General features: G+C 51.0%; 11 protein-coding genes and 1 pseudogene. 2 read left to right on the top strand and 10 right to left on the bottom strand.

What is annotated here, in order from left to right:
• The first annotated feature begins 41 nt into the window (after positions 1-41).
• Together RIC29_05995 and RIC29_05990 are read left to right on the top strand one after the other, a co-directional pair.
• Positions 42-1,199 (top strand): class I SAM-dependent methyltransferase, encoded by a 1,158-nt coding sequence (locus RIC29_05995; GenBank protein MEQ8734453.1) that lies wholly within the window; start codon positions 42-44, stop codon positions 1,197-1,199.
• A gap of 218 nt (positions 1,200-1,417) precedes the next feature.
• Entirely contained in the window at positions 1,418-2,122 is a 705-nt protein-coding gene (locus RIC29_05990; GenBank protein MEQ8734452.1) for a CpcT/CpeT family chromophore lyase, read from the top strand.
• Between the two features lie 445 nt (positions 2,123-2,567).
• On the opposite strand, the gene ppc is transcribed toward RIC29_05990, so the two are convergent.
• From ppc to RIC29_05940, 10 genes and pseudogenes are all read right to left on the bottom strand, one after another.
• Positions 2,568-5,312 (bottom strand): phosphoenolpyruvate carboxylase, encoded by a 2,745-nt coding sequence (gene ppc / locus RIC29_05985; protein MEQ8734451.1) that lies wholly within the window; start codon positions 5,310-5,312, stop codon positions 2,568-2,570.
• 306 nt (positions 5,313-5,618) lie between these two features.
• Positions 5,619-5,963: a hypothetical protein gene (locus RIC29_05980; GenBank protein ID MEQ8734450.1), complete on the bottom strand. Its 345-nt coding sequence runs from the start codon at positions 5,961-5,963 to the stop codon at positions 5,619-5,621.
• A gap of 38 nt (positions 5,964-6,001) precedes the next feature.
• Positions 6,002-6,304, bottom strand: a pseudogene (locus tag RIC29_05975) (F0F1 ATP synthase subunit beta).
• Complete coding sequence (locus RIC29_05970) at positions 6,259-6,546, bottom strand: hypothetical protein (protein ID MEQ8734449.1); 288 nt, start codon at positions 6,544-6,546, stop codon at positions 6,259-6,261. Before RIC29_05970 ends, RIC29_05975 begins: the two are co-directional and overlap by 46 nt.
• Before the next feature lie 311 nt (positions 6,547-6,857).
• Positions 6,858-7,217, bottom strand: a complete 360-nt coding sequence (locus RIC29_05965; protein ID MEQ8734448.1) for a hypothetical protein — start codon at positions 7,215-7,217, stop codon at positions 6,858-6,860.
• Between the two features lie 115 nt (positions 7,218-7,332).
• Positions 7,333-7,698, bottom strand: coding sequence for an erythromycin esterase family protein (locus RIC29_05960; protein MEQ8734447.1), 366 nt, complete (start codon positions 7,696-7,698; stop codon positions 7,333-7,335).
• 303 nt (positions 7,699-8,001) lie between these two features.
• Positions 8,002-8,424 (bottom strand): DUF2202 domain-containing protein, encoded by a 423-nt coding sequence (locus RIC29_05955; protein MEQ8734446.1) that lies wholly within the window; start codon positions 8,422-8,424, stop codon positions 8,002-8,004.
• A gap of 105 nt (positions 8,425-8,529) precedes the next feature.
• Positions 8,530-10,335, bottom strand: coding sequence for an alpha/beta fold hydrolase (locus tag RIC29_05950; GenBank protein ID MEQ8734445.1), 1,806 nt, complete (start codon positions 10,333-10,335; stop codon positions 8,530-8,532).
• Between the two features lie 359 nt (positions 10,336-10,694).
• A complete protein-coding gene (locus tag RIC29_05945) occupies positions 10,695-11,081 on the bottom strand; it encodes a phasin family protein (GenBank protein MEQ8734444.1) in 387 nt (128 codons plus the stop codon).
• 1,124 nt (positions 11,082-12,205) lie between these two features.
• Positions 12,206-14,881 (bottom strand): cation-transporting P-type ATPase, encoded by a 2,676-nt coding sequence (locus RIC29_05940; protein MEQ8734443.1) that lies wholly within the window; start codon positions 14,879-14,881, stop codon positions 12,206-12,208.
• Positions 14,882-14,900 lie beyond the last annotated feature (19 nt).

Below are 14,900 nucleotides of genomic sequence, written 5' to 3'. Positions count from 1 at the left end.
GTCTGGCAAGCGTACACGCGTATTGATAAGGATCGACTGACATGGCCAACCGGCAAACCCCTCACGATATGCTCCCGAACATTGAGCACGACGAAAACGCGCGGCAAGACTTCGTGTTTAGTTTTCGGCGTCACTTGGCCCGACAGGTCAATCCCGGAACCACCGTCGCCTATGAGAAACGCGTCGAGCCCGCCTTTGAAAAAGCACATGGCCGCAAACCAGTGGACCATGACGAAGTACGCAAAGTGATGGTGGAAGACCCTTACTATCAAATCTGGAGTTGCATGCAACGCAACAGCCAGACGATGATGTGGGATTCGGTGATCGACAGTTGTGAGCGCACTCTGCCGGAGATGATCGAAAAAGCCCGTGGCACCAATGGTCCCTCGACGTTGAAGCTGGCGGGCGATGATTTTGAATTGCCGCGCTACCACACCTCCTACGATATTCACCTTCAGCCAGGTGGCTATCATACCGACAGCGCGGAAGACGATATCGCCGCCGGCATGGTCTATGACACCGGCGTCCCCATTTACGCTATGGGCATGATGGGACCGGAAAACGATGCCACCGGGGAAACTTTGGTCAATTACTACAAAAACACTTACCCTGATCGAACGCCGGAACGGGTGCTTGATCTCGGCTGCGCCATTGGCAACTCAACGGTGCCTTGGGCGAAGGCGTACCCAGACACCGAAGTACACGGCATCGACGTCGCCGCGCCGTGCTTGCGCTACGGCCAGGCCCGGGCCAATGCCATGGGTTACGCGATTCATCTGAGTCAGCAAAACGCCGAGAAGACCGATTTCCCTGACAACCATTTTGACATCATCGTATCGGCGCTTCTATTCCATGAGACCGCACGCCAAGCCGTGACCAACATCATAACTGAGATGCACCGCATTTTAAAACCGGGTGGCGTGATGGTGCATATGGACGCGTTCAATCAAGGCCAGCCTAACGAACCCATTCAAGAGTTTCTCGCCACGTGGGAAGTGTTCAACAACAACGAATATTTCTTAAAGCAACTGCGCAGCATCGACATCATCGATGAATTAGAAGCCTGCGGGTTTGAGCGGGCCAAATGCAGCTTCCAAAAAACCCCTTACATCACCACGACTCATGCGACCGAGGACGGCACCAAGGGCTACATGGCTGGCGGCTTCCGGGACATCAACGTCCTCATCGCAGAGAAATAAGGCTCTCAACAAACCAGGAGCCGTGGAACAGCCAGACAGCATGCCGTGGGGAATGCACATATCCTTCTCAAGCATCACCGTTGCCCTCACCCCAGTTGCCCTCACCCCAGTTGCCCTACCATTGTAACCGACGCCATTTTGATGCTCTATGATCTAACAGCAAAGAAACTGAAGGCAGCGACGCTCACGGACGCTGCGCACTAAGGAAATTCCAACAAATGAACCACCGCCTGTTTATCATAAGTGTGATTTTGATACTGGCTATGAGCTTTCCAGGCGGAAACACGCAAACCGCCAAAGCCGCTGAGACCCTTAGCCTTAAGGTCACACTCGAGCGGCTGGTAAACGGACTAAACGGTGCCTTCGATAGTGGCGCTCAATTGCGGGCTGAACAACTCAGCAACACACCAGCAGAACTTCAGCACCAGCGCGTGCACCGCACCTTCACCCGCATTGACGCTCCGGACGTGGGACAGAATGTGTTTGTGGTGACCCTGCGCAACGGGGGCCCCAACGGACCGATCGATATGGTGGAATTCCAAGTCTGGACCTTGACTATTGATACGCCAAACAATGCCATCAAAATGGCACCCTACCGCTTCAAAGACCCAAAAACCTATGCCCCCATTGGGCGTGATCCAAAAAAGATGAAAGGGCTGAAAGCCTCAGACCTCATTGCGTCTGACGGTGCGGCGGGCTGTATCATCTACTGGCGTGCGGTTGATACGGTTGCGCGAGGACTCTCTGGTAAGCCTTGCCTTGGTGCCCTTTCTCCCACTCGCCCGGTGCTCTCGTGGGAGTGGACCTACATCCTGGGCGACACCACGTTGTGGATGTCATTCGCAGGACGCGACGATAACGACAACATCGTTTTCGGCCGTAAAGACCAACTGCCTTGGCGGCTCGACCGCGTAAGCCGCTGACCCCAAGGCAAATAAGATAGAGTTGAAAAGAGTGGTGGGCGCACGAGGGCTCGAACCTCGGACCCGCTGATTAAGCGACGGGTGGCATTTAAGGCTAGCTAACTGATATTTTTATTAAATCATTGAGCTGTTTTCCGCACAACTACGGCTTAGCTACAGTCAGGCTCATACAAATAGTCAGTGATTAAATCTAGCTTTAGTGTGATGTATGTATATAGAGAGCCTGAAAGAAATCTGGCTATAGGCTCAGATTGGGGAGACGCCGCCAACTTTACAGAACAATTCTTCTGATTTGAGCGTCCTTCCGAAACAACTCACAAAACAGCCAAAAAAGCGACGCTGTGGCACTCATAATCAAAACTTACGCGACAACACAATATTTAGAAAATTTGATTTAGGTAACTGATCCACCATCGCTAAACATTGTATTCTATGTTCCACATTTTTAGCCGCTGTTTCTTAGACCAGCCGCTATGCCGTTAATTGTCAGATGGATACCTTGTGCGACTTGAGAATCCGTATCGCCGGCACGATGTCGGCGTAGCAATTCAACCTGAATATGATGCAGCGGATCGATGTACGGGAATCGATTCCGCAATGAACGCAAGAGTAATGGGTTGCTTTCCAGCAATTCCGACTGCTGAGTAATATCAAGAATCACGGCGCGCGATTCCTCGAACTCCAAGCTGATACGTTCAAAAATGCGCGCGCTCAACTCGCGATCCGCGACAAGTCGCGCATACCGTGACGCGATACCGACATCCGCCTTTGCCATCACCATGTCGGCATTTGAGATCATCGTTTTGAAGAACGGCCATGAACGATACATGCGGCGCAATAGTTTCATACCGCCCTTCGGATTTGCCTGGAGCCATTTTCGGATACCCGTTCCTAGGCCGAACCAACCAGGCAACATTAGGCGGCATTGCGACCAACTAAATACCCACGGAATCGCTCGCAAATCTTCGATCCGGCGCGAACTCTTTCGAGACGCCGGCCGACTGCCAATATTTAGATTAGCGATCTCGCCGACGACCGTCGACTCATGAAAGAAAGCTTCAAAACCCTCGGTCTCGTAAACAAGATGTCGGTATGCGCGAAAGGCATGATTCGACAAATCATCCATCGCAGCGAGAAAATCCGAAGACACGCTTTTGACGCGTTTCGTTCCAACCGTCGCCTCGAACGTCGCCGCTGCGAGAATTTCAAGGTTGCGGCGGCCAACCTCCGGGTTAGAGTATTTTGCCGCGATGACTTCACCTTGCTCGGTGATGCGGATCGCGCCATCGACTGCGCCTTCTGGTTGGGCCAGAATGGCTTGATAACTCGGCCCGCCGCCGCGACCGACCGACCCTCCCCGACCGTGAAACAAACGCAAGCGTACACCGTATCGGCGAAACACTTCGATGAGTGCCAGTTCTGCATTGTAAAGTTCCCACGACGATGTGACGTAACCACCGTCCTTATTGCTGTCTGAGTACCCGAGCATGACTTCCTGGATGTCGCCACGCGATTTAAGCAATTCGCGATACTCGGGAATATCAAACAGCGCGTCCATTATCACTGGGCAACGACGCAGATCATCGATTGTCTCGAAAAGTGGGATAACGTTGAGCGCAAGTTTTTCCTGGCTCGGATCGTGAAGGCCAGCCTCTTTGAGAAGCAGTATGACCTCAAGCACGTCGGAAACGCTGTTAGCCTTCGAAATGATATAATTCGCGATTGCACCATCGCCATAAGCAAGGCGGCTCTCCCGCGCTGCTCGAAGAATACCGAGTTCCGATTTCGTTTCGTCACAATATTCAGCATATGCGGACACGATCGGTCGAGGATTCACGATTTCTTTGCGAAGCACTGCAATCCGTCGTAACTCGTCACAGGCGAGATAGTCGCCTTCGATACGTGCAGCAGCACACAGATCGGCGACAACACGCTCATGCACGTCTGAATTCTGACGCAAATCTATCGAGGCCAAATGAAATCCGAAAACATCAAGCGCGCGACGCAAATCACGAATACGGCCGGAGGCAAGTTCGGGCGCTCCATTTGTTTTCAAAGACGAAACAATGACGTCGAGATCGGCAATCGCCTCGCGTGCAGAATCGTACGGGCGTGCGGAACCTATTTCGTGCCGTTGCGGTTCCAGGTGATCGAGAATTCTCATAGTGGCCGCTAACCGTGCGAACATTCCGCTGATCGCACGTCGATATGGCTCATGGGCACGTTGCGGCGCATGGTCGGGCGAGGATTCTGATAGCTCGAGCAACGAAGACGAGACGCCAACCAAGCGATCATCCAAGGGGAGTTCGCCGCCCAACTGATGAAGTTCGTCCAGATAGTATTTAAGGGCGCAACCGCTCTGTAATTTGAGTGCCGAAAGGAGCGCCTCCGCCGCGACATACGGGTTTCCGTCCCTGTCACCGCCGATCCAACTTCCGATCTTGAGAAACGACGGAAGGACGATACCGCTCCAGTCCTGCTCAGTCTCGAGCAGGTCCTCTAATGCTCCATAAAAGCGCGGCAACTCTCGTAGAAAGGTTTGGTCGAAATACGACAAGCCGTTGATTACTTCGTCGATGACCTTTAGCCGCGTATCACGGAGAATGTGGGTTTGCCACAACGTTGCGATCACACGGCGCAAACCACATCGGTTGGCAGAAAGTTCGTCGGGCGTCAGCCTCGCCCTATCGCGTTCATCCAGCAAACGAGCCAACTCGATTTCTTGGTTGATCGAGCTTCGCCGACGCACCTCTGTCGGGTGGGCGGTCAACACCGGAACGCATAACGCAGAACTGAAGAACCGCGCAATTTGTTTGCGCGACACGCCTGCTGCTTTGGAGCGTGCCAGGGTATAAGCCATCGATCCTTCACGCGGTAGCGCGCCCGCTATAGCATGCGCGCGCGTGCGGCGAATATGGTGCTGATCTTCGGCAATATTCGCCAAGTGCGAGAAGTAGCTAAACGCCCTGATGATTCGATCGGTGGTTTGTAGATCGAGCGAGCGAGTGAGCTTTTCCAACTGGTTTTCGGCAGCGATGTCAGCATCGCGTCGAAATCGAACCGACGTTCGGCGAATACGCTCGATGGTATTGAAAACGGCATCACCTTCATGATCACGAACGACGTCTCCTAGAATACGGCCGAGAAGCCGGATGTCGTATTTCAGGGGCGCATCTTTTCTGTCAGTCATTCGCCTGTCCCTATAAAAAGCCTAGCTTGACTTGTATGCCTGCAGAACGGGTAAGCCTGATTGAGATGAGAGAATATTATAAAGTTCTGCTTTATACTCTGGCTTCGGTATTCAAGACACAACCACTTCAGCCAAGAAAGTTAATATGCAGTCGCCACGTTTTAAAGCTTAATCATGAGCAGGCATTAGCTGAATGGCGCGACTTGAAGCGATAGGGGAGTATTTCTATTGCCGACACGTTAATTGCGATCAAGATTCTAGAGGAGTGAAAATTCAAACCCGAAAGCAAAACATGAAGCATTTTCATCATCGAATAATTGTTCCCTTTAGCCCCTCCACCACATCTAACGCTGAGGTCAGGTTTCCAATGGCAGCGTACTGCCCACCCTGCTGGACAAAGCCAGACACAGCATTAACTTTAGGCCGCATGGACCCTTCTGAAAAATCCTCAGCCTTCATTGCAGATGGCGTAGCATCGCGAATGAGCTGCTGACTTTGTGTGCCCCACTTTTCATAAACACCGTCAACGTCCGTAAGAATGACAAGACCATCGGCACCTACCAGACGCGCTAGGAGGGCCGCTGTTAAATCTTTGTCGATAACCGCCTCCACGCCTACTAGACGACCACGCTCTTCTTCTAGTACTGGCACGCCCCCTCATAGTCAGCGAGTGTTCGGCATACTGCGCGGGCTATATCGTAATGACGCTGCCCAACACCTCCCGGATTCAGCATGACCGAGGATGAGGTCAGCGGGTCGATTGCCGGATAAAGACCTGCGCTCACTCGCTTTCGAGACAAAACGACAGATCCAGATAGGTGTGAAAAGATATGCGCCGCTGCGGGGTCGGTAACGTCATCTGCAGGAACATATACCGCCTGGATCGAGGTAATCGCACCGGATTTGGTAGACGTGATCCGCTCTTCCAGTTCGGCCAACTCAGTGGCTAACGTTGGCTGATATCCAACCCGCGATGGCACTCGGCCAAGCAGTCCGTCTCCGACTGGCGTTTTATCGCTGCGCCAGTGGCATTGGCTGACATTCCAAGGGCCAATCCCTTAACGGAACCAAGGGCCATACCCCGCACTACGCCATCCCCAACAAGCGCCTCGACCTCAATGGAAACGTCACCTACTCGTATCAGTTCATGAACACGGGGCACCCTTCCCTCAAAGCGCATATCTAGGACACCGCCATGTATCGCGACAATTTCGCCAAGTGGGTTAGGGGTCAAGTGACATCTCCCTATGCAGCTAAGCCTCCACCGCTGCTGGCGTTGGCATCTCAGTTAATTCAGACTAAACAATTATAAGTTTATCAGGGCTGCCTCTGATTATATTGACCACGGTCAAATACGACTTTGACAGCCACAGAAGCGCTTACTTAGTGGGTTGAGGATTTGGAGCCGCGCGTTAACTTGGACAACACAGTTAAGATTACCTGACTGTTGTCGATGGACGACTAGGGACGGCTGCAATGACTAAATATGAATGCAACCTAACCCAGGCAAATTGAAATCTTTTTCTGCGGCAGACTCAGATGACTTCACGTGCATCCATTATGCTCGGCTGCGACAAGGCCGTTGACCAGGATATACGCAACATGCGAACTCTCGTTATACTCAAGCTGTATGGCGTTCGTTGGCTGTTTGATCTCTTGCTCCACTATGGCAATGAGTTCTTGAGCACTCGGTGGTATGGGTGTTGCGCAAATGACAGCACCTTCAACAACATGCCGCGTGTAGAAATTTGTTTCGTACATAGCGCTCAGGATAAGGTAAAGCGCCTCTTCATCCTTAGCTTTGAGCTCATAGTATTCATCGAGATCAAACCACTCAGACTCAGACGCTGAGGCCAGTGGCAGACTGGTCAACACAGCCAAAATAATTATAATTAGATTCTTCATAATGCGTCCCTCAATGAATGAATGCGAGACGTACTTTTTACTCGATTGGGCCATTGCGTTATTGACGACAGTCAAAGTGCGCTTGACGCGCAAAGCCTTAACGAAGTTCTTCGGCTCAAACACCGAACGGATAAGTGTCTGGCATTCCTTGTATTTGACCTGCTGGCAACGGAGATATCGCACTCGTCCGGTCAATCCAGATGTATTGGTCAAACTGCCGGGTTAGATTGGCTTCAAAGTAATGGCGCGCCAATTCCGTCTCTGGGCGATAGATCACGTAGATCGCCCGTTCTAGTCGAGGCTTGCTGAGCTCAGCCAATAGCTTCGGGGCGTCACCCCATCTAAGCGTTAGAAGAAGGCCCGGGTCGCTCGCCTTAAGCTTGATATGCTTTCCAAGCAGAACAGGGGAAATCCGTGGCTTGCCAAATTTTCGGGCAAAAGTCTCCTTCAACCCTTTGATGAGGCTTACCACGGACCCCACAACGGTAGATCATCGCGTCCCCGTATGACTGCCATTCCATTATTCCGAAGAACTTCTAGTCTGGTTCGTCTTGCGGTTAGTGCTCCTTACCGCGCGTTTTCAAGATGCCATAACCACCGAATATTATTTTGACTCCGATCAAGAAAATGTCAGTATTTAATTTTTAGAAGCCCTACCTATGGCGCAAACGCGGTCGTATCGGAGACCGGTTTAAGGTCGCCTTCATTCGTTGTTTGATTGTATGAAGTTTTCTACCTATCAGTCCTGAGCAGGGGGAAACACACCTGAACGAGGAGCGTATTCTCACCTGCCGAGGCGCCTTACACATCTCTGAAACGCGGGTAAATGGTTGTCACGTGAAGCAGCTTTTAGGTTCTGCAATACTTCCTTGACCGTCGGATGACGAACTTGTTTCAGGAGCCGGTCATACATCTCCATGTTCTCCATTTCTCCGTCGAGGGCATCCTGGCAAGCCTGTAATTCCGAAGACGGTGCGGAAACACGTTCTGGCCACCCATCCAACGGCGGTTCCACTCCGAATCTATCAAACAGCCGCAACAGCGCATTAACATGGCGGTTTTCAGCTTCAACGATATTGATGAATGGCCTGATGGGTCCGAATTTTTCAATCACTTTCCGATACGTAGCACGCGCTTTATATTCGTCGATAATCGCCTCGCTCATAGCAAGAATAGTTAGTTCATCAGTTTTTTCTGTGGTCGTCACCCTCAACTCCTCATTAGGCTACGCTTCATCGATGAACTACTGGGTCAAGTAGATACGCTTACCGATGCGCTCAATCACAATGTCCTGTGCGCCTTTCCTTGGCTCCTATTTTTGATGAACATAGATTCCAGGAGCATCCGCAATAGGTTTTAATCCAGCACTCGGGTTGCCCAAATTTGGTAGACTTCCCTTTCCAGATGACTGCTGCGCGAGCCACTCATGCCATGATGGCCACCAAGACCCATCTTGTTCTATTGTTTCTTCCTGCCAAGATTCTGGGGCGACGTACTGCGCGTCTTTTTCCTTGTGACTGATGCGAAAATGGCGCCGCGGATGACCGGGCTCACTGACGATTCCAGCGTTGTGCCCACCCTTGGTTAGAACGAATGTGATGTCTGTATCCGCCATCATGTGAATCTTATAGACTGATCGCCATGGCGCGATATGGTCTGTCTCTGTTCCGACTGCAAAAATCGGAACGCGGATGTCAGAGAAGGCGACTGGGCGACCGCTCACTTTGTAACGCTCTTCCGCAAAATCGTTTTCCAAGAACAGTCTACGCAGGTATTCGCTGTGCATCTTATAGGGCATTCGGGTTGCATCCGCGTTCCAGGCCATAAGATCAGAAAGTTCAGCCCGCTGCCCTAACAGGTAATTGTGAAGTATGTGCGACCAAATAAGATCGTTGGAACGGAGCATTTGGAACGCACCGGCCATTTGCTTCGTGTCCAAGTACCCTTGGTCCCACATCATGGCTTCTAGGAATGTCAGCTGACTGGGATCTATAAAAAGGGTCAATTCACCAGCTTCCGTAAAATCGATTTGCGTCGCCAGAAAAGAGAGCGTATTCAGACGATCCTTCTTATCTCGCGCGAATGCGGCAGCGGCAATTGCGAGCAGCGTACCTCCGAGACAGTACCCAACAGCGTTGATCTTTTGCTTAGGGACAACACTCTCGACGGCAGTCATTGCCTCGCCGATGCCAAGCCGAAGATAATCCTCCATCGACAGACTTCGATCCTCAGCACCAGGATTACGCCACGAAATCATGAAAACCGTGTGCCCTTGTCCTACTAGGTAACGAACCAGTGAGTTACCAGGCGACAAGTCTAATATATAATATTTCATGATCCACGCTGGTACGATCAGGATCGGCTCCGCATATACTTTGTCGGTTTCGGGAGCATACTGAATTAGTTCGATAAGATGATTGCGGTATACAACGTGACCAGGAGTCACAGCCACATCTCGACCAACACGAATCTTCTCACTGCCTACCGGCGGGCGACCTGCGATGAGGCGTTCCCAGTCTTCGACGAAGTTTACTGAACCACGGACAAGGTTCTGACCGCCCTCCCTTGTAGTCGCCTCAATGAGTTCTGGATTCGTCAGCAGAAAGTTAGACGGTGCCATCACATCCAAAATCTGACGGGCAGTAAATGTGACTTCGTTTTCATGGTGTTCATAAACGCCTGGCACCCCAGTGGTCGCGTTATGCCACCATTGCTGCGACATGAGAAACGATTGATAGAGAAGATTATACGGCCACCGTTGCCAACTCTCGCCGGAGAAACGGCGGTCCTGCGGCAATGGCGCTATGCAGGGTGGTGTCTCTTTACTTGCTGCTGCTCGCAACGCATAGGCGCCAAATCGCGCACTTTTACGTAGTGCTTTCTGATAAAGCTGCTGCTGTTTTCCAGGTGCCATTGCCAAATGAATTGCCCAGTCAGCATAGGCGAGAAAAAGGGACGGCGGTGATAGACCTAAAGTTGTCTTAGCGATGGATGCCTGAAGAAGCCGGTCTATACTCGCAGAACCATCCACGTAAGTGCTGTCCGGCTCCTCAGGACACGTCGGCGCAGAAGATGTGGTTTGCTCGTCGGCCTGAAACATATTCGGCAGCCAAGACATATACTGTCCTGGCCAGGATGCCTTTTGAATCTGGCCCAACCAACTAGTATAGATTGATGGCCAAAGCATTGCGGCGTCGCCGTCTTGACCTGAGTTAGATACGGGGGAATTACGTACCCCCGCGGCATCATGATGCTCTGGCTTAGGTTTGCTATTTTTTGACTCAAACTTGAGGACGCTCAAATTGCCACGGCTGCCTGATTTAACCATTTTGCTAGCCTTTATAGCGTTGGCGGGCCATCACTCCTCACCACATCATGCTGCCATTGGTATGGTAAATACGGTCAAGCCCTAGCCTCGCGGTGTCTTGGGATAAACGGCAGGCACGCCGCTGATGAATCTCGCGGCGTGCCTCCGACCTACTTAGCTGATTTGGCAGACGCGAAATCAGCGCCGTTTGGCAGCATTGAAGACCCATTTGCAAAGAACTTCATACCAATGTCGGCCGCTTTTTGCGCTTCAGTGGCGTATTCCTGACCCGCTTCTTGCAACCATTCCTGCTGGGCTTCTGAAATTTCACTCCAATCTTTACACTTTGCAATTTTCTCACCTAATGCAGCATCGCGCTCTAACCTTTCGCACAAAAAGTTCGAGTACTCTTGGGTCAACTTACTTATACTTTCAGCATAATTTTGTGCACCTTTGGCAAGCATACCGAGGAATGCGCCGTTCGCTGATGCAAGCATCGACATCTGTTGGTTCCCTGACTGACTCCAATCAAATGCACCATTCTGTTTCTTTGCCATAATTACCTCCAATGGCTCGGGTTGAATTTATATTTACTGGCTCAACCTAAGCTGACGGGACCGCACCCATATTGACTGGAATCAAACTTATAGCCTTTTGAGAAGACGAATATTTGATAAGCATCTGATTAGCCCAGCGTCACGAAACATTCGCATCAAAACAAGAAACGTCTTGATCGCAATCAAGAGTGCGTCTTTTCCAAACTGCTAAAAAGAGAGGGTTGGTATCGCAGGGTGAAGCTGCGGACTGTTCATGAACCTGGAGTGGCAAATAATGGCAGAAAAATATGGGATCGAAGTCATCAGCCCGCTAGAACTTTTGATCGAGAATGCATTCCAAACCCGAGCAGAATACCATCGAATGATGGAGTATTTTGGACCTGTCGCGCCGCTGGCGAAGCTCACTGAATCACAGCAACGACATGTCTTTAAGTTACTTCAATTGTTTTGGGGACAGGGATATTCCCCTCCACACGATACATTCCTCCACTTCACAAAACCGATCGTGACTCTCAGGCGAGGCATAACAGTCTGCTTAGATCTCGAGCAAAAAAATATTCGTCTCTGTGAAACAGCCCTAAACCAAACCAAAAACGCCTCAGTACAACGCGTTGTATCAAGTATCCTGAGAACGACCAAGGTCCTTCATGAACCATTGCTCTCAGGGCAGTTGCGCCTAAACAGAGACCATACAGATCGCCATCGCCTTCCGGCCACGGGCACCAGTCGTGCGGGTACCGCCACACTTAGGCGCCGGGAATTCTCGGTCTCTCCAGAATCTCTAATCCGTCAAGTCGCCAACTTCTGAAATTTTGGGCGACTCAACTTTGAACAAGTTGGGTTTAACCACGAACCACTATGACAATTAGAAATTTCGACGCCCTTTTTCGCCCACAGTGTGTTGCCGTTCATGGCTCGATCTCATCTGGAAAGGTAGCGTTCGTTTCTTAGTCTGGAGCACTAGCGACAAGCATTCTGGATTGGTCTAGAACAAGATACCGCGATACGATGGGCGGGTATGTTCCGAGTTTATAAGATTCATGAACTATTCTATGCGGTTGAAACATTGGCGCGGGCAGAACCACCAAGCGGCAGGACTCTAGCGTCGTTATCAAAAGACACGATTAGCGCAATAGATTGTGTTGCCGAGCAACTGATCCGAGGACAATCCGATCGACTTCTTTTAAAATTTGCCCGAGCAGTAAAGGCACTACACTAGCGACAAGAGTGACGACCCAACCAACATAACCTGGAGGACTGAGTTGCAATGGCACAGCGAAAACAGGGATGTAAACCGCACCCATGATTAATAGAATACACAAACTGATCGCGCCCCAAACATATGGGTTGCAGGTAACTGGATTAATGATCGGATTGCTGATGCGCCCTCTCATATTAAAGACGTGCCAGAGTTGTGCGTAAGCCAGGGTTAAGAAGGCGATCGTCCTGGCCTGGCCCTCACTCACCTCAGGTTGGCGCAAAGCCCACAAAAAAGCCGCTAGAACTGACGCGGTGATTATCAAGCCGTAAACCGCAATGACAACCCAATGCCCTTTGGTTAACATTTCTTTTTTGGGATCTCTCGGCGGACGTTCCAAAACACGAGAATCTCCCTCACCCGCTCCTAAAGCTAAAGCTGGAAACACATCAGTCACTAGATTTAGAAAGAGTATCTGGAGGGGGAGAAGTGGCAGCGGCATCCCAAACGCAATACCGATCGCAACAATGAGCACTTCACTCAGATTACAAGACAACAGATAAATCACAAATTTTCTAATGTTCGAGTAAATAACGCGACCTTCTCGAATCGCTGCAACGATGGTCGCAAAAGCATCGTCAAGCAAGACAATGTCTGCAGCCTCCTTTGCCACTTGTGTTCCCCTTAAACCCATGGCGACACCAACATCTGCTTTCTTCAGGGCAGGCGCATCATTCACACCATCACCCGTCATGGCTACAATTTCGCCAGCAGCTTGATGCAAACTGATAAGCTCAAGCTTTTGTTTGGGGTCGACTCGCGCAAAAACGCGAGCGCATAGAAGATTTTCCCGTTGATTTTCTGTCAGTGTTTCCTGTGGCGCAATGCCTGTTCCCAGAATCGCGTTCTCACGCGTGTCAGTAAGACCAACAGCTTGAGCAATGGCTGAGCCTGTGACCGGGTTGTCACCCGTTAACATGATCACTTTGATTCCAGCTTTGCGCGCGGCCCTGATAGCTTTTTGAACATCAGGGCGGGGAGGATCTCTCATCGCAACAAGCCCTAAGAAAGTGAGATCTTGATACGGTGCCTCATCCTCACCAGAAACCATACGGTCTGCCAAAGCCAGAACGCGCAAACCTTGCAAGGCAGCGGCATCTATCGCATCGTAAATCACCTTCTCCGCCGTTTTGGACAATAATGTAGCCCCGTCTTTGCCGCACACAGATGTGCAGTGAGACAGGACAGATTCCGGGGCCCCCTTAACGGCTACAAGAACGCCTTCATCCGAACGATGATAAGTCGCCATCATCCTTCGTTCGGGATCAAACGCATCCTCTTTGAGTCTAGGATATTGAGATCGAAAGGCATTTACCGAGAAGCCAGCCTGATTAACAGAGTCAAACAACGCAATTTCCGTCGGATCTCCAATCGCCGGAGTCCGTCCAGTTTTTGCCAGCTCAATGCTTGAACACAATGAACAGGCCCGCATCACACGCTGAACAGCGTCACTATGAACGCCGAATTTGGGCACACCTCCACCTTCCAACGAAAAACGGTTCTCGCCGATGAACAGATCACTGGCTGTCATGTTATTCATAGTGAGGGTGCCTGTTTTATCAGTGAACAGGACTGTTACCGCCCCCAATCCTTCAACAGCAGAGAGCCTTTCCACCAACGCATTGCGTTTGGCCATGCGCAACATTCCTCGCGCCAAAGCCAATGTCGCCACAATGGGAAGTCCTTCAGGGACCGCTGCGACCGCCAAAGCAATGCCCGTCTTTATCATGAGCACCATATCTCGGCCGTCCATCCAGCCAATTGCTGCTACTGCGATGGCGATGACAAGAACGATCCAAACCAATTGTAAGGAAAGACGGTGCAGACGTTTTTCTAGAGGGGTAAGCTCGTCATGCGCCTCATGCGTCAACGTCGCTATGGCCCCAAGCTGGCTCGCCATCCCAGTTGCAACGACAACTGCCGTCGCGTTCCCCCGTGTGACGGATGAGCCCTTAAACACCATGTTTGGTCTTTCGTGCAAAGGTGTATCAGGGGCCAAGCACGCGCACTGTTTCGACACAGGTTCTGACTCACCGGTCAACAGAGATTCATTGCACTCAAGTTGAGAAGACACAATCAGCCGCATGTCCGCTGTCACTACATCTCCGGCCTCCAGAAAAATGATATCGCCCGGAACCAACTCTTCTGCTGGCACGAAGTCTACGCGCGCATTGCGTCTCACTCGGGACAGCGTGACCCCAAGCTTTCTAAGTGCATTGATAGAATTGATTGCATTGAGTTCCGAGAAAAACCCAATCGCTGTATTTACAATGATAACAACGGCGATCGCCGAACCCTCTATGAAATCACCATATAAAAACGACAACAGAGCCGCGGCAGCGAGGAGCGCTGTAAGCAAGCTTTTCAGTTGCCCGACCAAAATAAGCCATGAGCTCTTGCGCTTCACATTGGCGAGCGCATTAGCCCCGTATAATTCATAGCGCTCGGAGGCTTCTGCTGACGATAATCCCGTGTCCGCCTCGGTGCCCAGACGATCCAGAAGATCGTTTAAATCTAGTGCATGAGGGTTATTGGGAATCATTGATCACAGATGCGCTTCG

This window comes from Rhodospirillaceae bacterium, from assembly GCA_040219235.1.
GTDB lineage: Bacteria > Pseudomonadota > Alphaproteobacteria > Rhodospirillales > Rhodospirillaceae > WLXB01.
This window is presented reverse-complemented; position numbering and strand designations above follow the sequence as displayed.